The sequence below is a fragment of the Halovenus marina genome, assembly GCF_051414115.1.
Taxonomy (GTDB): Archaea; Halobacteriota; Halobacteria; order Halobacteriales; family Haloarculaceae; genus Halovenus; species Halovenus marina.
The window spans coordinates 1,687,127-1,708,957 of sequence record NZ_JBLKNZ010000001.1 but is presented as its reverse complement, the minus strand read 5'-3'; the positions used below and the strand labels follow the sequence as shown (position 1 = coordinate 1,708,957).

Genomic DNA, 21,831 nt, shown 5'->3' with positions numbered 1-21,831 from the left:
AACGGAGAGATATGGGACTGGAGAAAGACGATACGGTCGTACTCAACGACAAACACAGCGAACACGACGGCGAAGTCGGCACCATCACGCAGGTGTCGGAGACGATGTTCGGCGACAAGAACTTCACCGTCTCCTTCGAGGAGGGGTCAGAGGCTGGCGTTCCCGAGGAGGCGCTCGAACCGGCCGACGACGCGGAACAGGACGACGAGTCCGACGAGTAATTCGACATGTCCGCTGTCCCGTTTCACTACATCGACCTCCGGACGTTCTGTTACGTCACGGAAGACGAAAAGCGGGTAGCGGACGCACTCCGTCGACTGTTGCCCGAGGAGTTCGAGATTACCCGGACACCGTCTGAAGGCCATTTTGGCGACCGGATTCTCGTCCTCTCGGCGCGCGTCGAGAATGCCGACGAGATGCGAACGGTGCTGGACGCACTTGGATCGCTCCCAGCGGATGAGTTCAGCCAACTGATGGCTGAACTCGACGAACGCGTCGACGAGAACTGTTCGTTTTTCGCCACACTCGATAAGCAGGCCGCGTACAACGGGGAGGTCCGGTTGGGGACCGGAATCACACTTCGTGGGAAGGTCGAAGCCTATCCCGCGAAACAGGAGCGGGCGTTCGAAACACTCGAAGACGCCTTCGAGAGTCTCTGATGTACGAGGGTGTCCACGCTTGGCCGGACGGCGAGAGCACCGTCGCGCGGATGGCCCTGACAGCAAGCGAGTACGGCTTCGACGGTATCGTCGCCCGAAACCACGGGGAAGACCCGGCATCTTACGACCCGGAAACGATCGCCGAGAAATACGGGATCGATGTCGTTCCAGGTGTGGAGATCCGCGCGTCAGACCCCTCGCGGGCGAGCGGGTTTCTCGGAACGCACCGAACTGACAAGACAATCGTCGCGATCCACGGCGGATCCCCGGAGATGAACCGATTCGCGGTCGAACAGGCCGCAGTCGACGTGCTCGCACATCCGATGGCAGAGGATGGGGGATTCAATCACGTTCTCGCACGCGAGGCAGTCGAAAACGCGGTTCACATCGAGTTCAACTTCGCGGCTGTCCTTCGCTCGACCGGCGGCGAGCGGGTCAAACAGCTGCGTAACCTGCGCAAACTTAGAGAGCTCGTCCGGACCTACGACGTGCCCTACGTCGTCAGTGCGGACCCACGGACACATCTGCAGTTGCGCGCGCCCCGCGACATCGCGGCCGTCGGTTCGACGATTGGCTTCGAGGCCGACGAGATTGAAGCGGGACTCCGGGCGTGGGGTGAGCTGGCCGAGCGGAATCGAGCGCGCCAGTCGCACTCGTTTGTCGAACCCGGCGTCTGGGTGCAATCGGACGACGAAGAATAGGATTTACTGACGGTCTTCGCTCTGGATGCAGGCCGAGACAGCCGACGGTAAAGCCTATACACGACGGGTTCAAACCGATGGAGAGATGGAGCGTGGCGACGCCGCGAACTTCGACCGGATGGGAACGCTCGGCATCGAAGAGGAGTTTTTCGTCGTCGACGAGCGCGGTCGGCCGACTTCCGGGACTGACAGGCTGGTCTACGAGACGGAACCGCCGGAGATACTCGACGGACGTCTCGACCACGAACTCTTCAAGTGTGTCATCGAGACCCAAACACCGCTGATCGAGTCGCTCGACGACGCAGAGGAGACACTCAACGCGGTCCGGTCCGCGTTGTGTGAGCACGCTCACGACAACGGCTTCGACATCGCCGCAGCGGGGTTGCATCCACTCGCGAACTGGCGTGAACTCGAACACGCAGAGAAGCCTCGCTATCGGGCACAACTCGACCGCATCCAGTACCCACAGCACCGCAACACCACCACGGGGCTTCACATCCACGTCGGGGTTGACGACGCGGACAAGGCCGTCTGGGTGGCGAACGAACTCCGATGGTATCTCCCGATGGTGCTTGCGCTGTCTGTCAACTCCCCGTACTGGTGTGGGTTCGACACGGGACTCGAATCGGCCCGCGCGAAGATATTCGAGGCGTTGCCGAACACCGGCATTCCGACCGCGTTCGACTCCTACGAAGCCTTCGACGAGTTCGAGCGCACGATGGTCGAGAACGGGTCGATCGACGACCGAGGCGAACTGTGGTTCGACGTCAGGCCGCACTCCGAACACGGGACCGTCGAGGTCAGAACGCCCGACGCACAGGCAGACCCCGAGCGCGTGCTCGCGTTCGTCGAATACATCCATGCCCGCATTATCGACCTCTGTGAACGGTACGAGGATGGCGAGAGCGGCCACCGACAGCGCCGCGAACTGCTCGACGAAAACAAATGGCGAGCGTTGCGATACGGACACGACGCGTCGTTCATCGACCGCGAGAGCGCAGACACCGTTTCGCTGAGTCAGGCAGTCCACCGCGAGGTCGACCGTCTCGGCGTCGGGTCGCTACGTGACATCCTCGACCACGAAAGCGGGGCGACCCGTCAGCGCCGCGTTCGAGACCAGCACGGCGACGACGAACTCTGTGACCTGCTGCGCATCCCGTCGCAGTGAGTCAGGAAACTATCACACCAGGAGTCGTCGACAGTTTCGAGACGGTTTCGGCGGCGATGTCTGATACTGCTGGCTGTCCCATTTTGAACGAATTCGCCACCCGGGGTGGCGAATATCTGTACGAACGTACAGCCAGCAGTATCAGACCGCGAGTTTCGATGATGTGACTCGACGAACTCGTCGAAAGGGCCATTCGACTGGGTTCGAATTCTGTTCAGTGAGAACAGTGGTTACAGACACGCCCGTCACGCTCGTGGCTCATACTCACAGCGCAGAAACACGAGAACAATAACGCGTTCACGGGCCGGTGCCACCCCAGTGGCATCCCCCTCAGTCCCGACGCCAGGAACGAACGTTCCTGGACATTCATGTATATCTCCCGGGGGAGTATATAATGAACGGAGATCGGAATTATCGATAATGAAAATCGACTCTGCTTCGAGTGGCATGTCCCCTGATATCGATCAGAATCCTATTTTATCGAAAGAATTTGTGGAGATGGAAAGTAAAATGCAATCGGTGAACCGTACCGACTACACCTTCGACCAGTACGCCGAGCCCGCAGACGGTTCGGCATTTCGCGAGTCGACAACCGCTTTCCAGACACTCCCGTTATGGGAGACTCGATCGCCAACCTTGTACAGAACAGTCGGATCCCACTTCGGATACTTGTTGCTACCGTCGTCTCCACCGCTGCCATCGTCACCGCCACTTCCATCATCGCCACCGTCGTCACCGCCACTTCCATCATCGCCACCGTCGTCACCGCCATCGCTACCGCCACCATCACTTCCATCGTCACCGCCATCACCGCTATCTCCGCCGTCGTCAGTTCCATCGTCGCCACTACCGTCGTCACCGTCACCGCTATCTCCGCCGTCGTCACTTCCATCATCGCCGCCACTATCACCTCCATCGTCGCCACCACTACCGCTGTCGCACGATTTGACGTTGCTCCATGGACCCCACTTGCTGGCACCGGGCTTGTCGCCACGAGTCCACCACTGTGCCTTCCAGAGTGAGCCGTTGTAGACGGCGTGATCCGGATCCTCTGGATCGCTCGGGTCGTATACTTGCTCACTGTCCCACGCCGAGTACTCATCACAGTTTACGCCATCACCGCCATCACTTCCATCATCTCCGCCACCATCACTTCCATCATCGCCGCCGCTCCCGTCGTCGCCGCCATCGCTACCATCATCTCCACCACTGCCATCGTCTCCGCCATCGCTACCATCATCTCCGCCGTCGCCGCTATCTCCACCGTCGTCACTTCTGTCATCTTCGCCATCATCGCTCTCGGTGACCGTGACGGTCTCTGTTGAACTCGCGGAATTGCCTTCTTCATCAACGACAGTCACGGTGACTTCGTACGTCCCGGGCGCACCATAGCCGTAGGTGATCGACGCTGTTTCGTTGTTGAACGTGGCCCCATCGTCGAGCATCCACTCGTAGCTGACGATGGCTCCTGCGTCACTCTCCGCATCGCTTGCGTCCAGTTCGACCTGTTCTCCGACGGAGATATCTGCCGCGCTGACAGTCAGATCAACTTCTATTTCGGCGTCGTCCGATTCGCCCTCTTTGACGCTGACTGTCGTGGATGCAGTGTCGGCGTTCTGTTCCGTATCGACCGCTTTCACGCTCGGGCTGTAGTCTCCGGGTTCAGTATACGTAACGTCGACAGTGGGGTGCTGTGTTCCATACGCGGTCCCGTTGTCGAAATCCCACTCGTAGATGACCACGGTCCCCTTGCTCGATGTTGAGTCGTCAGCATCGAGAGTGACTGTCTGTCCGGCACGCACCTGGCCGGGATCCGCTGTGAGCACAGCGTCGACTGCCGGTTCCTGACTCCCCACGTCACCGACCGGGACGGTCATCTTGTCGCTCCCGGTGTTGCCCTGACCGTCGACTGCCGTGACCGTGATGTCGTACTCGCCGGGCTGTTTGTAGCCGTATCCGATATCGCCATTTTTCGTCTCGAAGCTGTTTCCGTCCCCGAAGTCCCACCGATAGGTCTCGATGCTGCCAGCCGAACTCGTCGACGCCGTCGCGTCGACATCGATCACCTCCCTCGGCTCCGCAACCGTCGGTTCGACCGAAAGCTGTGCGTCGACCTTATTCTGGGCTGGCACCACAGTGACCGTGGCCGTTGCCGAATTCGTATTGCCCGCCTCGTCGATGGCCGTGACCGTGATGTCGTACTCGCCGATCTTTCTGTATCCGTATCCAATACTGCCCTGTTCGGTCTCGAAGGTGGTTCCGTCGTCGAAATCCCAGCTATAGCTGACGATTCGGCCAGCACCGGAACTGGAGCGGCTGGCGTCGACTTTGATGTCGTCACCGACCGTGACACGGTTCGAGGAGAGTGACAGTCGCGCGTCGACGCCCGCCGTCGATTCGTTCTGGTCTCCCTCCTGTACCACGACTATCCGCGAGGCTGTGTCCGTGTTTCCGGCGTCGTCGACGACGCTGAGTGAGATTTCGTACTCGCCGGGTTCCCGGTAGCCGTGACGGATCTGTGGCTTGCTCGTCTCTCGAACGGCTCCGTTATCGAAATCCCAGTTGTAGCTGATGATCTGCCCCTCGGTAGACTCGGAACCGCGTGCATCGACGGTTATCGGACGCCCCTGGCTGACCGTCTGGGACTGTACACTCACGTCCGCCACGATTGCAGGGCCAGTACTATCGCCGTTCGACTGGTCGTCGTTCGATTGGTCGTCGCTGGATTGACTCCCCTCACCAGCGAGCACGGTGATCGAATCGGTATCCGATTCGCCGTCTTCGCCTGTGACCGTCACCGTCACTTCGTACTCGCCGTTCTCCTCGAATTGATATCGGATGGTCCCGCCGCTGCTCTCGAACGTGGGACCGTTCTCGAAGTCGAATTCGTAGCTCGCTATCTCGCCCGGAGCCTTGGACTGGCTCGCGTCGAGCATGACCTTCTCGCTCAGGTCGACTCGGGCGGCATCGACGAGCAGCGTCGCCTCGACGCTCTCGACATCGCCCCCCGTCGCATCCGGGTTGTCTGTTCCCGTCCCGTTCCCCTGTTGGTTACCGTCCGATGCTTCAGTCGTGCTGCCACTGTCGGGTGTCTCCTCGCTTCCGAGTGTGCCCCCACACCCTGCGATTGCGACAGCGGCAAGTACGGAGCTACCTGTAAGTAGCTCTCGACGCGTCTGTTCCATCCCACACCCACTACCATCACTATTTTCCCTCAAATTGTAAAAGCGTTTCTGGATATAACACTCATACGAGGGGTTTGGGCACGCTCAACGTAGCCCTTTTGAGCACGAGGTGAGAACAGGGGGGTATGTTTGGAGGAGGCGGCGGCGGACTCGACCCGAGCAAGATGCAGCAAATGATGAAGCAGATGGGCATCGACATCGACGAACTCGATGCCGAGGAGGTCATCATCAGAACGGCCGACGAGGAACTCGTCTTCACCGACCCTGACGTCCAGCGCATGGACGCGAAGGGCCAGGAGACGTACAATATCGTCGGCACCCCGGAGACGCGCGAGCGGTCGGGAGAGACACCTGAACTCGAAAGCGACGACGACGAGTCGGGGATTCCTGACGAGGACGTCGAACTCGTGGCCCAGCGCGCTGGCGTGAGCGAAGACGACGCCCGTGACGCCCTCGATGCGACCGACGGCGACCTGGTCGCAGCGATCGAACGCCTCGAATAGTGGCGTATCTGCTCGTTCACGACGACCGGGAGTATCTGCTCGACCCGGGAGCGCGCATGGAGACCGATCTGGGGATTCTCGAAGTCCCCGAGGACGTCTCGGCCGGAGATATCGTCCAGACGCATCTCGGAACCGCGTTCACCGTTCGGAAACTCAGGCTCCCGGATCTCTTCCATCACCTCGAACGCACCGGCGCGCCGATGATGCCCCGCGACGTGGGACTCGTGCTCGGACTCACCGGAGCTGGCTCCGGTGACTGTGTCCTCGATGCGGGAACCGGAACGGGGATTCTCGCCGTCGCACTCGGTCGGGCGGGCGCAACCGTCGAAAGCTTCGAGCGCGACCCCGAATTTGCTGACACCGCCCGAGAGAACCTGGCGGTCGCAGGCGTCGAGGAATCGGTCACCGTCCACACTGGAGATATCCTCGATCATCTCGGAGAACTCTCGGGGTTCGACGTGCTCACGCTCGACACCGAAGACGCCCCGGCCGTGATCGAACACGCACCGACGCTGCTCGTCTCGGGTGGCTACGCTGCAGTCTACTCCCCCTTCGTCGAATCCAGCCGCGAAGTCGTCGAGCGCGCTCGCGAGGTGGGTCTCGTCGACATCGAAACCAGAGAGACCATCCAGCGCGAGATGGACTTCGACGACCGCGGATCCCGCCCCTCTACAGCGGGGGTCGGTCACACCGGCTATCTGACCGTCGCTCGGCGGCCCTGACCGTCGCTTGACGTCCCTGACGGCGGCCGTGTTCGGCTAGCGTTTCGCTCAGTGGTCGTCTTCGCGCCACTTGTGTTCGCACTCGGTACAGACGAAAAACCGCGTCTCGCTCTCGTCGGCCGCACGGATCTGCTGCATGTACCAGTACGCCTGGTCGTTGTCACACTCTGGACACTGTGCCGTCGTCTTGGGCCGTCCAGAGTCCTCGGCGTCGCTGATGTCGATGATTTCACTCTCTTCCTGGCCGGTCGTCGTCACCATCTGTTCCTCTGTGGCCTCGTCGCGGAGTTCCTCGTACCCACAGCTCCCACACACCCAGCGGTCGTCCTCTGTCTTCATCATCGAGCCGCACTCGTCACAGAATTGCATATCGGAATGTAGCCGTCGGGACCGATATAAGCGCCCGGGTTTATACTGCTGGCTGTACCATTTTGAACGAATTCGCCGCCCCGGGTGGCGAATATCTTTCCGAACGTACAGCCAGCAGTATTAGTTGTTTGGCTCCCACTCCTCGCAGGCGTCCATGTCCTCCATCAGCGCGTTCTGGAGGCCGCAGTAGGGCGTTATCTCGCCGTCGGCGCGGACGTACTCGAAGTGCTCACAGTTGCCGCAGTAACTGTCCGGCCGCGACCGACGCCTGGCAGCCGGAATCGTCTGCTGTTCGGAGCCTATCGAGACGGCCGTTCCGCCGTCGCTCGTCGGTTCCGGCGTCGTCGAGAGCGGATCCGACGACTGACTGCCGGTCGTCGTACTCGAATTCGAGGTGGTGACCGGCCCGGTGTCTCGCTGCTTCTTCGTGCCGGATGAGCGCTGCGTCTGCGATGAGGACTGGGTGCGCTGGTCGCTGGCGGTAGCTGTCGCGTCAGGTGTCTGTGCTGTCGGTTCGGGAACGAGCATCTCGTCGTCGTCATCGCGGTTCGTCTGTGTTTCCACGTCGCCGTCCGGGTCACGGCCGAAGAGACCGACGCTGCCAAAGCCCGGCATCGGTGACTCAGTCTCGACGAGTCGAACCGTTCCCTCGTCGGTTATCTCCAGACGAGCGGTACCGCCAGGTTTGTTCCGAGTCTTGAACGTCGCGGCGGCGATAAACAGACACCAGAAGGTGATGAGCGTTCCCAGTGAGTACACCACTATCGTCGCGAGTGTGAAACCAGGGTCGGTCGTGAGCCAGCGCTGTGGATAGGCGTGCTGAAAGAGTCCGACCCCGAGAACGGCCAGACTCGCGCCGATGGCACCGGCGGCCCGCGTCGCGTTGCTGGCTGGCAACACCGCGAAGATGCCAACGAAGACAGCGGGCACGCCGAGGCCAGCGAGAACCCCTGCAAGCTCTCGGGCTTCGAGCGTCGTGAGCCCGAGCGACGAGGGCAATCCGGTCGTCGCGAGAGGGATCGCACCAACCACCATCGCAACCCCGGCGACGAAGACGCTCATACCGAGAACGCGACGCTTGCGGTCGACGACGCTCCCGACGCCGCCCTCGTAGACGCGTGACAGACTGGTCATGATCACGTCGTTGCTCTCGCACGCACAAAATTACCCGTCAGACAGTCGTCAGACGACAGACTCCGGATCGAAATCGGATAGTCGACAGTCTGAGCCGAAAAGGCTAATCAGCGCCGGTGTGAAGCGCCAATCATGGCTGACGAAGACGAGGCCGAAGCGAACGCGATCGAACTCGGGGACGGAGCGCCAGTCGAGGGTGCGCCGCTGGCCCGGATCGCCGCTCGATTCATGTGGGGGATCGAGAAAGGCGAGATCGAACGACGCGAAGGCGACACCATGATCCGGACCCCCGACGGCCCGAGAGCGCTCTCAGACCTGCTCGAAGCGGTCGACACGACCTACTTTTCGAGTCGCCGTGAGTTCATGGACACGCTCGAACCCGTGGTCGGGTCCGGGCCCATCCCGACCGCCGAGGAGTGACCCGCTGCGGTTGTTTCTGCCTCCGAGATTTCGCCCCGAGACGGTTCACAGATCGTTCCTGTTGAAGAGAACGTATCCACCCAGCAGTGGCACAGCAAGCCAGACCAACACGACGCCGAGGGCGAACCACAGCGTCATGTAGACCGGCGGGTTCGGGGGAACCGAGGCTGCAACCACGGGGAACGGGTCAGCGAGGTCGGGCGCGACACCCGCCGCAATATTTCTCGTACCTGCAAACGGGGAGAGCTGTTCGAAGATGCGCGCCCACTCGGGGCGGTTGTTGGGGATCTCGAAGTCGTTCAGCAGGAACAGCACACCGTCGGGCAGGAGTCGCCACAGCTGAAACGCAAAGAGCAGGTACATCCCGAACGCGTAGACCGAGGCGGCTGACGTACTTCGCGTGACCGCCGAGAAGCCGATAGCGAGTGCCACAAACACCATCCCAAGAAGGGTTATCAGGACAAACCCGATCAGCAGTTCGTTCGCATCGATTGGCTTCCCGAGGAGCACGGCGACGACGGCCGTCGTCGCGTATGCGCTCGCGACAGAGATTGTGAGAACCACCGTCCGTCCGAGGTAGCTTCCGAGATAGACCTCCAGCCGGGAGAAGGGCAGTCCGAGCAGCACGGTCAACTCGCCGCTGTCACGCTTCCCGACGATGGAGTGCTGAGAGAACAACAGCCCGACGAGCGGGGAGAGAAAGGCCAACAGCAACACGAGCGCCTCTGCAAAGTCAGCGTCGACGAAGTACGCGAGCGCACCGCCGACGAGCGCAAACATGACGACGAGTGTGTGCAATCGCCATCCCCGAATGGAATCACCGACATCCTTCCGGGCGATCTGTGGCAGTCGCATCTCAGTTGCCCCCCGTGTACGCCGCAAACAGGTCTTCGAGCGACGCCTTGCTCGTCTCGATGTTCGTCACGGCGGGGTCGACCGCGAGACACGCACGGACCACGCCGCCTTTCGCGCGATTCGTACAGCTTACACGGAGTGTCGACTCCGAGACGGTGGCCGAGGAGACCCCATCGAGGGCTTCGACGTGTGCGACAAGTTCCTCCGACACGCGTTCGAGCGAGATGGCGATTTCGCCGGTCGTTCCGGCCGCCTCGCGCAGCCCCTCGATAGTGTCGACCGTGACAATCGAGCCACCGGCGAGAATGCCGACCCGGTCACAGACAGCCTCGACCTGTTCGAGGATGTGGCTCGAAAAGAAGACCGTCGCGCCGCGCTCGCGCTCGGCGGTGATGATCTCGCGCATCTGTCGAGCGCCGTTCGGATCCAGCCCGGTCGTCGGTTCGTCGAGGATCAGGAGTTCGGGCGACCCGGCAATCGCCATCGCGAGCATCAACCGCTGGCTCATCCCCTTCGAGTAGGCGCTCACTGGGCGGTCACCGGCTTCGAGAAGACCAACCCGGGCGAGTAGTTCGTCCGGGTCGTCGGCGGTGCCCTTCGCCTCGATAGCGAAGTCGAGATGCTGTCGCCCGGTCATCTCGCCGAGCGGGCCGAACGCCTCGGGCAACACACCAGTTCGTTCCCGGACGGCGACGGTGCTGTCCTGTGCGTCCATTCCGAGCACCCGAACCTGCCCGGTGTCGGGCCGGGCGTGGTCGAGCAGAATGTCGATCGTCGTGGATTTCCCTGCACCGTTCGGGCCGAGAAAGCCAAACACTTCCCCGTCCTCGACTGTCAGAGAGAGGTCCTGGAGGGCAGTGACGTCCCCATACTGTTTGGAGACGCCGCGGAGATCAATTGCTGACACAGGCTGGCAGTTCGCACAAGGCGCATGAAAATCGTTTGCATTCGGTTCGACGCTCGTCGGGCGGCAAAACAGACGTATTCCACCATCGGTCACGCGAACGGTGTCACAGTCGCGGCAGTACGAGCCAGACCAGTCCAAGGACAGCGGCACCGGCGCCGGAGACAAACAGCGTCTGCCGGTAGCCAATCACGGTTGCCGCCCCGACGGTGAGCGGCGGGCCGACGGTCGTCCCGAGTCTGAGCACGCTCGTCCGAATGCTCATGATGCTACCGCGAAATTCGTCGGGTGCGCGTTCGTTGAGTGCGGTGTCCGTAATCGGCTCCGCGAGCCCCTGACCGAGTCCGAACAACAGCAACGCGCCAGCGACGACGACGATCGATTCCGCAACTGCCACGATAGCGAGACCGACCCCGTAACTCACGAATCCGAGCGCGATGGACTGGAAATCCGTGACCACGCCGAGGATCCGGTCAGCCTGCATCGCGGCCGTCCCCATCATGACGGCAGGCAACGCCAGCAGAACGCCGATATTCGCCGACGAGAGGGAAAACTCGTTCGAGAGCAGGAACGGCACGGCTGTGAGTTGCGCACCGTAGAGGAGAACGAAGATGCCGAAATAGGCGAGATACAGGAGCGCGAAGGGGGCCATCGGCGTCGACCCGGTGAGAAACTCGCGGATGCTCGAACTGGCGTCGGTTTCAGACCGATCTGGTTCCGCAAGCAGTGTTATCCCCGGGACAGCGACGAGTAATGCGACGAAAAAGCACGCGAACGGGGCCGCCCACGTCAGCGCGGCGAGTCCGCCGCCCAGAAGCGGATAGCCAGCCGCGCCGACAGCGAGTACGGCCGCGTTCGCGCCGATCAGCGTCTGTCGCTGTTGACCCGTGAACATATCGCCCAACAGCGTGACCGTGAGCATGATTATCGCGCTACTCGCGGCACCCTGCAGCGCTCGAAGCGCGAGAATCAGCGTGAAATCGGAGACGAAGATGATCCCGCCGCCAGCGAGTCCGAACACGACGAGCGAGGGGACCAGAACGGGCTTTCGGCCGATCCGGTCGGTCACTACCCCGATCGGCGGTGAGAGAACGATCCCCGGAAGCGTAAACACCGACAGCAGTAAACTGGCCTGTGATTCCGAGATTCCCCACGCCTCCTGGATAGCGGGCAAGGCGGGGCTGATGAGCGAAACACCCATGACACCAACGAGCGTGCTCGCAAATATCACCGCGACTGCGGGCGATTCCCTGAGTGTCGGTAGCACGTCCATCCTGTCGAGTATCGATCGGCGGGACTGCCTTCTAAAGCCTCTGATAGCGTCGACTGATCGTAGTTATCGCGATAATCACAGTGACGCTCCACCTCCCGTCTGTCGCAGTTACGCCACTTCCAGCCACGGGACTTCCATCAGCGGGTCGATGTAGGTCTCGATGTGGTGTTCCCAGACGCCTTCCTCGCCGAAGGCTTCGCCGTGGTCGGCGGTGACGACGACGTCGCCATCCAGCTCCTCGACGAGGTCCTCGATTTCTTCGAGTGCGATCCGGAGGTTCTCCTCGTGGTACTCCATCGCTGTCTCGCGGGTGCCCTTGCTCAGCGCCGTGACGGTGTCGAGTTCGAGAATGAGTCCCGCTTTCATCGCGAGCGAACTCCCATCCAGGAGCGATTCGGCCTTCGGTCGGATCTTGTCCCCGACAGACGAGAGCAGTCCACCGTCGTCTTCCTCCTTGTCCCCCTGTCGCTTGATCCCCTTCTGGATCGTGGTCAGTTTGCCGCCCTCGCCGCGGCCGAGATACGGAGCGTGGGGCTGCATGTAGTGTAGGACCGTCCTGTCGCGTCGTTCGATGGCGTCCCGGTGGTCCTCGACGGCCTCGGTCATGCTCTCCGGCGGAACGGTCCCGAGGTCGTCGTCCCACCCTTCCTGCCAGATGTCGAATATCTCCGCGAGATGCTCGGTCGCCGTCCACTCGTAGTCACAGCTTGCACCCCACTTGAGTTCGTTCAGCGGGATTCCGAGCCCGTTGATGAACGGATTTCCGGAGAAGTAGGCGATGTCGAGATCCCCCTGCAGCGTCCGGTAGGCCCACTCCGGGGTCGAGGAGCCAAGCGACCGACGCTTTTCCAGAGTCCCGTCCAGATAATCGTCGTAGACCTCCGAGAACACGTCGAACCGACACGAATCGAGCACCAGACAGTAATCCCACTCCGACTCGAGAAACTGTTGGTCTTGCACAGTAGAGGGTTCACGCTCAGTGAATTAATTGTGTCGGTCGAAACCGCTCGCGACGAAGGACGCACAGATGACGATTGCGTCGACAGTCAAACCGCAGTAGACAGTCGATATACACGCCCGAACGGTGAACGGTCGTTAGAGATTTAACACTCGTCCTCGCACAGTTAGGTATGAATCGGTCGCTTCTCGTAGCCGCGCTGGTCGGTGTGAGCACACTCGCGTTCGCGGCGGTCGCGATTGGGGGAGTTGCCGGGCAGGACACAGTGACCGTCGACGTGACGCTCGTAGACCAGGACGGTGAGGGTGTGGGGGATGCGGAACTGACTGCAACGTGGGATGGGGGCAGCGATACGGCGACAACCACCAGCGGGGGTGCCGCTCTGCTCGAAGTCGAGGCTGGGGCTGACGTGGAAATCTCCGTCGACCACTCGGTGTACGTCCGCAACCAGCCCTACGAGATCGAGGACGCGTCGGTTCCGGAGGGTGAAAATCGACTGCCGGTCGAGGTCGACGTCTCGATGTCGGGAACCACGACGGTGACGGTCACGGACGAGGCCAGCCAGCCGATCGGAGATGTTGCGGTTCGGTTCCGTCAGCAGTTGGAGAATCGGCCGAACGATGTCGTCGAGACGGTTCGAACAGACCAGAATGGCGTCGCCGAAACGGCCGAACTCGAACGCGGTGAGTACGAGGTCTGGACGCGGGCGGAGGGCTTTCTCGACACGTATCGGGACTTCACGCTCTCGGACTCCGAAGCCGAACTTGATATCACGATTTCGCGTGGCTCCGTCGAGTTGGCGGTCAACGTCACAGACGACCATTTCGACCCACCACAGCCAGTCGAGAACGCGAACATCCAGATCGAAGACGACGTCCTCTCGACGCGCAGTGACGGTACCCGAACCACCGACATGGCTGTCAACACGATCTACGAAATTTCGGTGACAAAGGACGGATACGTGTCGGTCACGGAGGGGGTCAAGATCAACGAAGCGGATGCGACGATGAACGTCTCGATTTCGCGGACGCCGGAGATCACGGTCGACTCGGCGCAGGACCGGGTCGTCGTCAACGAGTCCACCACGGTGACCGTCACGGACGCCTACGGTGACCCAGTCGAGGGGGCGACAGTCTCCCTCAACGACGAGGAACTCGGGGAAACCGACGCGAACGGGCAACTGACGGTTCAGATCACGGCAGCCGGACAACAGACGATTTCGGCGTCTGACGGTGACCTCTCCGACTCCAGCACTATCGAGGGCGTCTCACCGGGAAGCGACGAAACGCCAACGCCGACGCAGACAGCGACTCCGACCGAGGAACCGGAGGATGACGATAGCCTCGGTCCCGGATTCGGCGTCGGTACCGGACTCGTTGCGCTGGTGGCCGCCGCTCTGCTCGCGCGCAGACGGTAGTGGGCTTCAGCACAGTAGCGCGTTCGGCACCCCGGCTCTTCGGGGGACTTAACACCCGCGGGCCCCGAGAATGCGCCGATGACTGTACTCGGGGACGTTCACGAGGACCACGGGGCGACGTTCGTCGAGCGCGGCGGTCGCCGTGCAGTCGGGGAGTACGGCCGACCGGAGAGCGCGCACCGCGCCGTCCGTAACGGCGTCGGTCTCATCGAGCAGGTCGCTGACGTGCTGGTCGTCACCGGCGACGACCGCGTCGAGTACGTCGACAACACAATCTCGAACACCGTGCCGCAGACGGACGGAACGGGAACCTACGCGCTGATGTTGACGCCACAGGGCCGCATCGAGACGGATATGTACGTGCTCAACGCGGGCGACAAACTGCTGCTCTTTCTCCCGCCCGGTGAGGGCGAACCGCTCGCTGAGGAGTGGCTCGACAAGACCTTCATTCAGGATGTGGACTGCAGCGTTGCGACCGACGATTTCGCCGTGTTTGGCGTCCACGGCCCGCAGGCGACCGAGAAGATCGCGAGCGTGCTCTCGGTGGGAACGCCCGAGGATTCGCTGTCGTTTGTCCGCGGGTCTGCAGGGGACGTCGGTCTCACCGTGATCAGAATGGATGCGCCGACCGGTGAGACGGGCTATCAGGTCGTCTGCGACGCATCCCGCGCAGAGCGGGTCTTCGACACGCTCGAAACCCGCGGACTGAACGCCGCGCCATTCGGCTATCAGACGTGGGACTCGCTGACGCTAGAGGCGGGGACGCCGCTGTTCGAGTCGGAACTCGACGGACAGATCCCGAACAGCCTCGGTATCCGCAACGCCATCGACTTCGAGAAGGGGTGTTTCGTCGGTCAGGAGGTGCTTTCACGCATCGAGAACCGCGGAGAGTTGAACAGGCGTCTGATCGGACTGGAGGTCGAAGCAGTTCCGGACGTCGGTTCGACAGTCGCACTCGATGGGGAGGCAGTGGGAGAGGTCACTCGTGCGCTCAACAGTCCGACGCTGGAGACGCCGCTCGCGCTCGCACTCGTCGACGCTGAGGGGATCGATGGGGGAACGCTCACGGTGCGAGCGGAGTCAGAGTACTCGGCGGCCAGCGCTGAACTGCCGTTCGTCGAGGGGTCCGAACGCTCCGCGCGCCTGCCGACCTACTGATTCAGCCGACAGAGCCAAGCCTATTACTGAGCGCATCAAACGAACCGGTATGACTCAACAGCACGCGAACGAGCGCGAGACGACCGTCGATACGTCACCGAGTCCAGCAGCGGTTTCGCTCCTTTGTGGTGCGATTGGGACCGCAGTCGGCGCTCGACGCGGCGTCCGCGGGGCCGCAGCCGGTGGGTTCGTGGCCGGGACTGTCGGCTATCTCGCCACAGCGGTTGCGGGAGCAGGCACTGACACCGCGCCATCCGCCGACGACCCGATCAGCATCGACATCGAGTCTCAGGGCACGGAGAGTGTCGAGGGGACGGACGGACCCACCGAGTGACGACGACCAACCGACGGTATCAGGCCAACCCCTCGACAGAGCGGAATTTCTGCTCGACATCCGGGGGAGCGCCGCTCGGGCCGTCGCGGATCCGATGGTCGGGAATGAGAAGTGGGACGGGATTCGCCGCGAGCGCTTCCCGGACGAGCGTGCGGTCCGACTGCTCGTCTGGGTCGCGCCCGGGGACCATCCGTGTGAGTCCCTCGACGGTCTGCTCCTGTCCGTATCCAACCTCCCGAACCGCTTCGAGCACCGCCCGATGGTCTGTCTCCATCGTCATCGCCACCTGCACGTCCGAAAAGTCATCGCGCGCCCCGTTCAGGTACGATTCGATCCGGTCCAGCAACTCATGGGTGTCCCCCGCATCGTCGGGTTCGCTCACCGGAAACGAAACAGAGATGACGCGCCCCTGTGCGATGCCGACCTGTACGTAGCGGTCGAGATACCCCGACTTGCGTGCGTAGATGCCCGCATCTTCCATACGTGCCCCTCGGCGCTATCCCCCTTGAAGATTCGTGTCCGTTCGAGACACTCTCGCGCCCGGACCGACCCGCACTCCGACGCTCTTACACAAGCCTTATGTACATCTCTGTCCATTAGTGTTCACTAATGGAGTCTTCAGAGGAAGTCGCGCCAGCAGTTCGGTCGATACTGGCGAGCGCACGGGAGCGAGCGGGTGGAGATGAGCGTGTGACAGTGACCGCTCGCTCGTTGCCGGAGGCGTTCGAGCGCGCCAGCGCAGACGGCCGAGTCCCGGTGATCGCTGAAGTGAAGCCAACCTCGCCAACGACGGACGGCGAGCGCACCGACGACCCGGTCGAACTCGCGCAGGGGATGGTTGAGGGCGGCGCGGCGGCGCTCTCTGTGCTGACCGAACCCGATCACTTCGGCGGCGACCCGGAGACGCTGACTGCGATCCGCGAGGCAGTCGACGTTCCGGTCTTGCGGAAGGACTTCATCCTCGAAGAATCCCAACTCGACACCGTGCAAGCGGACGTTGTGCTTCTGATCGCTCGTTTCGTCGAGGACCTGGAGTCGCTGCTGACGGCGGCCCGCGAGCGTGGCTTTCAGGTGCTCGTCGAGACCCACACCGAATCGGAGGTCGAGGCGGCCCTCGCGGCCGGGGCCGACATCGTCGGAATCAACAACCGCGACCTGGCGCAACTTGAAGTGGATCTCGAAACCTTCGAGCGTGTCGCGCCCGCAGTTCCCGACGACGTGACACTCATCGCCGAAAGCGGTATCACCGAGCGAGCAGACGTGCGACGAATGTGTCAGGCGGGCGCTGACGGACTACTCGTGGGGTCGGCGATCATGGACGGGGACGTGCGGGCGAACACGCAGCGACTCACGGAGACCGACGTATGAATGCACGATTCAGAAGATCAACGATGAACACGCGACCAACTGAGGCAAACCGATGAGCACAGAGAAGACGTTTGGTGAGTACGGCGGACAGTACGTGCCGGAGGCCCTGATGCCGGCACTCGAAGAGCTAACCGACGCGTACGAGCGGTACGTGCTCGAAAACGAGGACGGGTTCATGGACGAGTTTCGCCAGCGACTGCGCGATTTCGGCGGTCGTCCGCTCCCGCTTCAGCACGCCGAACAGTTGAGCGAGCGCTACGACACGACGGTGTATCTCAAGCGCGAGGACCTGCTTCACGGCGGCGCACACAAGCTAAACAACGCGCTGGGGCAGGTGTTGCTGGCCAAGTACATGGGCAAGGACCGCATCATCGCAGAAACCGGCGCAGGGCAACACGGGACCGCGACGGCGATGGCCGCGGCGCATCTCGACATGCCCTGTGAGGTCTACATGGGCGAGACCGACATCGCCAGACAGCGCCCCAACGTCTTCCGGATGCGAACCAACGGCGCGACTGTGACGCCGGTGACGACCGGTCGGGGAACCCTGAAAGAGGCGATAAGCGAGACGATGCGGGACTGGTCGCGAACCGTCGAGACCACGCACTACGTGATCGGGAGCGTCGTCGGCCCGCACCCGTTCCCGGCGATGGTCCGAGAGTTCCAGTCGGTCATCTCCGCGGAGACCCGCGAGCAGATTCTCGACCGCGAGGAGCGACTGCCCGATTCCGTCCTCGCCTGCGCTGGCGGTGGATCGAACACGATGGGTACGTTCGCCAACTTCGTCGACGACGAGGGCGTGGGCCTGTACGCCGTCGAGGCTGGCGGGTCCTCGCTCACCGTCGACGAGGACGCTGGCGTCGCCCCGAACTCGGCGACGCTGTCGACCGGCGAGGAGGGCGTGTTGCACGGCGCACGCACGAAGATTCTCCAGGACAGTCACGGCCAGATCATGGAGTCGCACTCGGTCTCTGCCGGTCTCGACTACGCTGGCGTCGGCCCGGAACTGTCCCATCTCGTCGACGAGGGGCGCGTCGAGGCGGTCAACGTCGACGACGACGACGCGCTGGAGGCGTTCCACCGACTCTCGCAGGACGAGGGGATCATCCCCGCACTGGAGACGGCTCACGCCTTCGGCTATCTGGAGAACGACCACGACGAACTCGGTGATCTGGTCGTCATCACCGTCTCCGGTCGAGGGGACAAGGATCTCGAAACCGTGATCGAAGAGACGATGGAGCGCGACCTCGATATCGCGCCGGACATGAGCATCTTCCGCGACGTAGGAGGTGGCCGCCTGTGAGTCTCGAAGACGCCTTCGCCGACGGCCCCGCCTTCGTCCCGTATCTCGCCGCTGGCGACCCGAACTACGAGGCGTCACTGGAGTACGTCGAGGCGGTCGAGCGGGGCGGCGCAGACGTGATCGAACTCGGCTTGCCCTTCTCGGAACCCATCGCCGAGGGGCCGACGATTCAGGAGGCCGTCGTCCGCTCGCTCGACGCAGGAATGACCCCTGACCGCTTTTTCGACTTCGTCTCCGACCTAGACGTGGACGTGCCGCTCGTTTGCATGACCTACTACAATCTGGTCTACCAGTACGGCGGTTCGGCGGACAGCAATACGCCGGGCGACGACAACGAGAGCGAGCGCGGCCCGCGGCCGTTCGTCAAGCGCGCCGCAGAGGTCGGCATCGACGGCTTCGTCATTCCGGACCTGCCAGCGGAGGAAGCGGGACCGCTCCGTGCGGCCTGCGACGAGTTCGGTCTGGATCTGGTCTTCATCGTCGCGCCGACGACGGAGGGCGAGCGACTCGAACGGATGCGCGAGCAGGTGTCGGGCTACGTCTACGTGCAGGCACGACTCGGGACGACCGGCGCGCGCGACGACGTCTCCGAGTACACGGAGCGCTCGCTCGAACGGATCGCAGACTGGGACGTGCCGAAGGCTGTCGGCTTCGGAATCAAGACCGGCGACCACGCAGAGCGCATCGTCGCCGCTGGCGCAGACGGCATCATCGTCGGGTCGGCGCTGGTCGACATCATCGCCGAGGGGTACGAGACCGACGAACCAGTCGAGCAGACAGCATCGAGACTGGAATCGAAGGCGCACGAACTCAAGGAGGGCGCGCTGCGCGGCCGACCGACAAATCAGAGCACGAAATAGGTGAAAATGCTGACAGCACAGAGACAGCAGACGACTGTCGGTCGCAATCGGAACGCACATAACCGTACTTGCCACACTGTGTCACAATGACTGCTGGGAACGCGGCACGACTCGATCGGATCGGGACAGCGGGCCGACATCTCGTCGTCCCGATGGACCACGGAATCACACTGGGCGCGGTGAAGGGGCTCGTCGACATCGAATCCACCATCGACGCGGTGACCGCCGCTGGAGCGGACGCCGTGTTGACCCAGCGAGGGATCGCACCGCGGGTACACCCGAACAAGAACGGCGCGGGCTATATTGTCCACCTCAACGGGTCGACCAGCATCGGCCCCGACGAGAGTGACAAGCGCCCGACCGGAACCGTCGAAGATGCGATTCGCGCTGGCGCAGACGCCGTCTCCTTTCACATCAATGTCGGGAGCGAACACGAACCCGACCAGATCACGCAACTGAGTGAGGTGACGAGCACCGCCGCCGAGTACGGGATGCCCGTGCTCGCGATGACCTACGCCCGCGGCCACGATGTCAGGACGGACGACCCCGCGAAGTTCGCCGAGGACCTGGGCCACGCAGTCCGTCTCGGCGAGGAAGTCGGCGCGGATCTGGTCAAGACGGCCTACTCGGGCGACCCCGACACCTTCGAGCGTGTCGTCGAATCGACGCGCCTGCCGGTGCTCATCGCCGGGGGGAGCAAGGGAACTGACAGGGAGACGCTGTCGATGGTTCGCGGCGCAGTCGACGCCGGGGCCGCTGGCGTCTCGATGGGACGGTCCCTGTTCCAGCACGACGACCCCGGCGCGATCACTGAGGCCGTCGCGGCGGTCATTCACGACGACGCCGCTGCTGAGGAAGCCGTAGAGCGTGCTGGTCTGTCGGTCGAGCGCTGAGTTTGCGACGGGGAACGCCGAACTGGCTCGAATCGTTGGGGAATCCTTTTTACCGCGGTCACACTTCCTCCTTGCAATGGCTGACGGGGACCACACATGACGATGGACGACCGTCTCGACGAACTCAGAGAGTTGCGCGAGGAGGCCCGCAAGGGCGGCGGCGAAGAGCGCATCGAGGCCCAACACGAGAAGGGGAAACTAACCGCTCGCGAGCGCATCGACTACTTCCTCGACGACGGCACGTTCACCGAGTTCGACCAGCTTCGAACCCACGACTGCTACAACTTCGACATGGCGGAAAAGAAGGTTCTCGGCGACGGCGTCGTCACCGGCTACGGCGAGGTGAACGGCCGGACAGTGTTCGTCTTCGCCCACGACTTCACCGTCTTCGGCGGGTCGCTCGGGATGGCCTTCGCAGAGAAGGTGACGAAGGTCATGGACCGGGCGATGGAAACTGGTGCGCCGATCATCGGTCTCAACGACTCGGCGGGCGCTCGCATTCAGGAAGGTATCGACTCGCTGGCTGGCTACGCGCACATCTTCCACCGCAATCAGCAGGCGAGCGGCGTCGTCCCGCAGATCTCGGCGATCATGGGACCGTGCGCTGGCGGCGCAGTCTACTCGCCAGCGATCACCGACTTCGTGCTGATGGTCGAGGAGACCAGCCACATGTTCATCACCGGCCCCGATGTCATCGAGACAGTAACGGGTGAGAAGGTGGGCTTCGACGAACTCGGCGGGGCGGGGACACACGCCTCCGAATCGGGTGTGGCCCACCTGACCGCCGCAGACGAGAAGGCAGCGCTCGACGATATCCGGCATCTGCTCTCCTATCTCCCGCAGAACAACGTCGAGGACCCGCCGCGCATCGACCCACAGGACGACCCACAGCGCCGCGACGAGGAACTGCACTCCATCGTCCCCGACCAGCCACGCAAGCCCTACGACATGACCGACGTCATCGGACGTGTCATGGACGAAGGGTCGTTTTTCGAGGTTGCTGAGGCCTTCGCCCGGAATCTCGTAATCGGCTTTGCGCGACTCGACGGGCACTCGGTTGGTGTCGTCGCCAATCAACCGCGGGTCAACGCAGGCACGCTCGACATCGACTCCGCGGTCAAGGGTGCGCGCTTCGTCCGCTTCTGTGATGCGTTCAACATTCCGCTCGTAACCTTCGTCGACGTGCCCGGGTTCATGCCCGGGACCGACCAGGAACACGACGGCATCATCGTCCACGGCGCGAAACTGCTGTATGCCTACTCCGAGGCGACGGTGCCCCTGCTGACCGTGATCACACGGAAGGCCTACGGCGGCGCGTACGACGTGATGGCCTCGAAACACATCGGCGCCGATGTCAACTACGCGTGGCCGACCGCCGAGATCGCGGTCATGGGGCCGAAAGGCGCGGTGAACGTCCTCTACGACGACGAGATCGAAGCGGCGGACGACCCCGAGAAACGGCGCGAGGAACTCATCGAGCAGTACCGCGAGCAGTTCGCGAACCCCTACACGGCCGCCGACCGGGGCTACGTCGACGACGTGATCGAACCCAAGGACACCCGGCCGCGGCTTATCAGCGATCTCGATATGCTGCGCTCGAAACGCAAATCACAGCCGGAACGAAAACACGGTAACATCCCCCTCTAA

At 62.6% G+C, this 21,831-nt stretch carries 23 protein-coding genes; 15 read left to right on the top strand and 8 right to left on the bottom strand.

Going from position 1 to position 21,831, the window contains the following annotated elements; genetic code table 11:
- Positions 1-11 precede the first annotated feature (11 nt).
- From ACMGFL_RS08720 to ACMGFL_RS08705, 4 genes are all read left to right on the top strand, one after another.
- Positions 12-221, top strand: a complete 210-nt coding sequence (locus tag ACMGFL_RS08720) for a DUF1918 domain-containing protein (RefSeq protein ID WP_436935149.1) — start codon at positions 12-14, stop codon at positions 219-221.
- Between the two features lie 6 nt (positions 222-227).
- Positions 228-659: an RNA-binding protein gene (locus ACMGFL_RS08715; protein WP_436935148.1), complete on the top strand. Its 432-nt coding sequence runs from the start codon at positions 228-230 to the stop codon at positions 657-659.
- Complete coding sequence (locus ACMGFL_RS08710) at positions 659-1,360, top strand: RNase P subunit p30 family protein (RefSeq protein WP_436935147.1); 702 nt, start codon at positions 659-661, stop codon at positions 1,358-1,360. Before ACMGFL_RS08715 ends, ACMGFL_RS08710 begins: the two co-directional genes overlap by 1 nt.
- 85 nt (positions 1,361-1,445) lie before the next feature.
- Positions 1,446-2,528 carry a glutamate--cysteine ligase gene (locus tag ACMGFL_RS08705; protein WP_436935146.1) on the top strand — a complete coding sequence of 361 codons (1,083 nt, stop codon included), beginning with the start codon at positions 1,446-1,448 and terminating at the stop codon, positions 2,526-2,528.
- A 533-nt stretch (positions 2,529-3,061) separates the two neighbouring features.
- On the opposite strand, the gene ACMGFL_RS08700 is transcribed toward ACMGFL_RS08705, so the two are convergent.
- Complete coding sequence (locus ACMGFL_RS08700; protein WP_436935145.1) at positions 3,062-5,713, bottom strand: PKD domain-containing protein; 2,652 nt, start codon at positions 5,711-5,713, stop codon at positions 3,062-3,064.
- Between the two features lie 125 nt (positions 5,714-5,838).
- On the opposite strand from ACMGFL_RS08700, the gene ACMGFL_RS08695 reads away from it, so the two are divergent.
- Together ACMGFL_RS08695 and ACMGFL_RS08690 are read left to right on the top strand one after the other, a co-directional pair.
- Positions 5,839-6,216, top strand: coding sequence for a nascent polypeptide-associated complex protein (locus ACMGFL_RS08695; RefSeq protein ID WP_436935144.1), 378 nt, complete (start codon positions 5,839-5,841; stop codon positions 6,214-6,216).
- Positions 6,216-6,938 carry a methyltransferase domain-containing protein gene (locus tag ACMGFL_RS08690; RefSeq protein ID WP_436935143.1) on the top strand — a complete coding sequence of 241 codons (723 nt, stop codon included), beginning with the start codon at positions 6,216-6,218 and terminating at the stop codon, positions 6,936-6,938. Before ACMGFL_RS08695 ends, ACMGFL_RS08690 begins: the two co-directional genes overlap by 1 nt.
- Before the next feature lie 48 nt (positions 6,939-6,986).
- On the opposite strand, the gene ACMGFL_RS08685 is transcribed toward ACMGFL_RS08690, so the two are convergent.
- Both ACMGFL_RS08685 and ACMGFL_RS08680 read right to left on the bottom strand, forming a co-directional pair.
- Positions 6,987-7,307 (bottom strand): transcription factor S, encoded by a 321-nt coding sequence (locus ACMGFL_RS08685; RefSeq protein WP_436935142.1) that lies wholly within the window; start codon positions 7,305-7,307, stop codon positions 6,987-6,989.
- A 120-nt stretch (positions 7,308-7,427) separates the two neighbouring features.
- Positions 7,428-8,441: a cell division protein CdpA domain-containing protein gene (locus tag ACMGFL_RS08680; protein ID WP_436935141.1), complete on the bottom strand. Its 1,014-nt coding sequence runs from the start codon at positions 8,439-8,441 to the stop codon at positions 7,428-7,430.
- Positions 8,442-8,573: 132 nt separating this feature from the next.
- Here ACMGFL_RS08680 and ACMGFL_RS08675 point away from each other — a divergent pair, with 132 nt between their 5' ends.
- Positions 8,574-8,861: a DUF5789 family protein gene (locus ACMGFL_RS08675; protein WP_436935140.1), complete on the top strand. Its 288-nt coding sequence runs from the start codon at positions 8,574-8,576 to the stop codon at positions 8,859-8,861.
- Between the two features lie 45 nt (positions 8,862-8,906).
- On the opposite strand, the gene ACMGFL_RS08670 is transcribed toward ACMGFL_RS08675, so the two are convergent.
- The 4 genes from ACMGFL_RS08670 to ACMGFL_RS08655 form a co-directional block, all read right to left on the bottom strand.
- Positions 8,907-9,716 (bottom strand): ABC transporter permease subunit, encoded by an 810-nt coding sequence (locus ACMGFL_RS08670; protein WP_436935139.1) that lies wholly within the window; start codon positions 9,714-9,716, stop codon positions 8,907-8,909.
- A 1-nt stretch (position 9,717) separates the two neighbouring features.
- Positions 9,718-10,623 (bottom strand): ABC transporter ATP-binding protein, encoded by a 906-nt coding sequence (locus ACMGFL_RS08665; protein WP_436935138.1) that lies wholly within the window; start codon positions 10,621-10,623, stop codon positions 9,718-9,720.
- A 103-nt stretch (positions 10,624-10,726) separates the two neighbouring features.
- Positions 10,727-11,893 (bottom strand): MFS transporter, encoded by a 1,167-nt coding sequence (locus tag ACMGFL_RS08660; protein ID WP_436935137.1) that lies wholly within the window; start codon positions 11,891-11,893, stop codon positions 10,727-10,729.
- A gap of 108 nt (positions 11,894-12,001) precedes the next feature.
- Positions 12,002-12,853 (bottom strand): hypothetical protein, encoded by an 852-nt coding sequence (locus tag ACMGFL_RS08655; protein ID WP_436935136.1) that lies wholly within the window; start codon positions 12,851-12,853, stop codon positions 12,002-12,004.
- Between the two features lie 170 nt (positions 12,854-13,023).
- Between ACMGFL_RS08655 and ACMGFL_RS08650 the strand changes: the two genes are divergently transcribed.
- From ACMGFL_RS08650 to ACMGFL_RS08640, 3 genes are all read left to right on the top strand, one after another.
- On the top strand, positions 13,024-14,268 hold the full coding sequence (locus ACMGFL_RS08650) for a carboxypeptidase regulatory-like domain-containing protein (protein WP_436935135.1): 1,245 nt from the start codon (positions 13,024-13,026) through the stop codon (positions 14,266-14,268).
- Between the two features lie 78 nt (positions 14,269-14,346).
- The gene (gene ygfZ / locus ACMGFL_RS08645) at positions 14,347-15,426 is read left to right on the top strand and encodes a CAF17-like 4Fe-4S cluster assembly/insertion protein YgfZ (protein ID WP_436935134.1); all 1,080 of its coding nucleotides are present in this window, start codon (positions 14,347-14,349) and stop codon (positions 15,424-15,426) included.
- A 49-nt stretch (positions 15,427-15,475) separates the two neighbouring features.
- Positions 15,476-15,760, top strand: a complete 285-nt coding sequence (locus ACMGFL_RS08640; protein ID WP_436935133.1) for a hypothetical protein — start codon at positions 15,476-15,478, stop codon at positions 15,758-15,760.
- Positions 15,761-15,779: 19 nt separating this feature from the next.
- Here ACMGFL_RS08640 and ACMGFL_RS08635 read toward each other — a convergent pair whose 3' ends face one another.
- A complete protein-coding gene (locus tag ACMGFL_RS08635) occupies positions 15,780-16,241 on the bottom strand; it encodes a methylated-DNA--[protein]-cysteine S-methyltransferase (RefSeq protein WP_436935132.1) in 462 nt (153 codons plus the stop codon).
- Between the two features lie 128 nt (positions 16,242-16,369).
- Here ACMGFL_RS08635 and trpC point away from each other — a divergent pair, with 128 nt between their 5' ends.
- From trpC to ACMGFL_RS08610, 5 genes are all read left to right on the top strand, one after another.
- A complete protein-coding gene (trpC, locus tag ACMGFL_RS08630) occupies positions 16,370-17,128 on the top strand; it encodes an indole-3-glycerol phosphate synthase (RefSeq protein ID WP_436935131.1) in 759 nt (252 codons plus the stop codon).
- A 52-nt stretch (positions 17,129-17,180) separates the two neighbouring features.
- Positions 17,181-18,431, top strand: a complete 1,251-nt coding sequence (gene trpB / locus ACMGFL_RS08625) for a tryptophan synthase subunit beta (protein ID WP_436935130.1) — start codon at positions 17,181-17,183, stop codon at positions 18,429-18,431.
- Complete coding sequence (trpA, locus tag ACMGFL_RS08620) at positions 18,428-19,291, top strand: tryptophan synthase subunit alpha (protein WP_436935129.1); 864 nt, start codon at positions 18,428-18,430, stop codon at positions 19,289-19,291. The genes trpB and trpA overlap by 4 nt, the downstream gene beginning before the upstream one ends.
- Positions 19,292-19,377: 86 nt before the next feature.
- On the top strand, positions 19,378-20,184 hold the full coding sequence (locus ACMGFL_RS08615; protein WP_436935128.1) for a 2-amino-3,7-dideoxy-D-threo-hept-6-ulosonate synthase: 807 nt from the start codon (positions 19,378-19,380) through the stop codon (positions 20,182-20,184).
- A gap of 96 nt (positions 20,185-20,280) precedes the next feature.
- Positions 20,281-21,831 (top strand): acyl-CoA carboxylase subunit beta, encoded by a 1,551-nt coding sequence (locus ACMGFL_RS08610; protein ID WP_436935127.1) that lies wholly within the window; start codon positions 20,281-20,283, stop codon positions 21,829-21,831.

Bases quoted from the DNA above. Each gene is read 5' to 3' on its own strand.
- ACMGFL_RS08720 (WP_436935149.1), top strand. From the start codon at position 12: ATGGGACTGGAGAAAGACGATACGGTCGTACTCAACGACAAACACAGC.
- ACMGFL_RS08715 (WP_436935148.1), top strand. From the start codon at position 228: ATGTCCGCTGTCCCGTTTCACTACATCGACCTCCGGACGTTCTGTTAC.
- ACMGFL_RS08710 (WP_436935147.1), top strand. From the start codon at position 659: ATGTACGAGGGTGTCCACGCTTGGCCGGACGGCGAGAGCACCGTCGCG.
- ACMGFL_RS08705 (WP_436935146.1), top strand. From the start codon at position 1,446: ATGGAGCGTGGCGACGCCGCGAACTTCGACCGGATGGGAACGCTCGGC.
- ACMGFL_RS08700 (WP_436935145.1), bottom strand. From the start codon at position 5,713: ATGGAACAGACGCGTCGAGAGCTACTTACAGGTAGCTCCGTACTTGCC.
- ACMGFL_RS08695 (WP_436935144.1), top strand. From the start codon at position 5,839: ATGTTTGGAGGAGGCGGCGGCGGACTCGACCCGAGCAAGATGCAGCAA.
- ACMGFL_RS08685 (WP_436935142.1), bottom strand. From the start codon at position 7,307: ATGCAATTCTGTGACGAGTGCGGCTCGATGATGAAGACAGAGGACGAC.
- ACMGFL_RS08680 (WP_436935141.1), bottom strand. From the start codon at position 8,441: ATGACCAGTCTGTCACGCGTCTACGAGGGCGGCGTCGGGAGCGTCGTC.
- ACMGFL_RS08675 (WP_436935140.1), top strand. From the start codon at position 8,574: ATGGCTGACGAAGACGAGGCCGAAGCGAACGCGATCGAACTCGGGGAC.
- ACMGFL_RS08670 (WP_436935139.1), bottom strand. From the start codon at position 9,716: ATGCGACTGCCACAGATCGCCCGGAAGGATGTCGGTGATTCCATTCGG.
- ACMGFL_RS08660 (WP_436935137.1), bottom strand. From the start codon at position 11,893: ATGGACGTGCTACCGACACTCAGGGAATCGCCCGCAGTCGCGGTGATA.
- ACMGFL_RS08650 (WP_436935135.1), top strand. From the start codon at position 13,024: ATGAATCGGTCGCTTCTCGTAGCCGCGCTGGTCGGTGTGAGCACACTC.
- ygfZ (WP_436935134.1), top strand. From the start codon at position 14,347: ATGACTGTACTCGGGGACGTTCACGAGGACCACGGGGCGACGTTCGTC.
- ACMGFL_RS08640 (WP_436935133.1), top strand. From the start codon at position 15,476: ATGACTCAACAGCACGCGAACGAGCGCGAGACGACCGTCGATACGTCA.
- ACMGFL_RS08635 (WP_436935132.1), bottom strand. From the start codon at position 16,241: ATGGAAGATGCGGGCATCTACGCACGCAAGTCGGGGTATCTCGACCGC.
- trpC (WP_436935131.1), top strand. From the start codon at position 16,370: ATGGAGTCTTCAGAGGAAGTCGCGCCAGCAGTTCGGTCGATACTGGCG.
- trpB (WP_436935130.1), top strand. From the start codon at position 17,181: ATGAGCACAGAGAAGACGTTTGGTGAGTACGGCGGACAGTACGTGCCG.
- ACMGFL_RS08615 (WP_436935128.1), top strand. From the start codon at position 19,378: ATGACTGCTGGGAACGCGGCACGACTCGATCGGATCGGGACAGCGGGC.
- ACMGFL_RS08610 (WP_436935127.1), top strand. From the start codon at position 20,281: ATGACGATGGACGACCGTCTCGACGAACTCAGAGAGTTGCGCGAGGAG.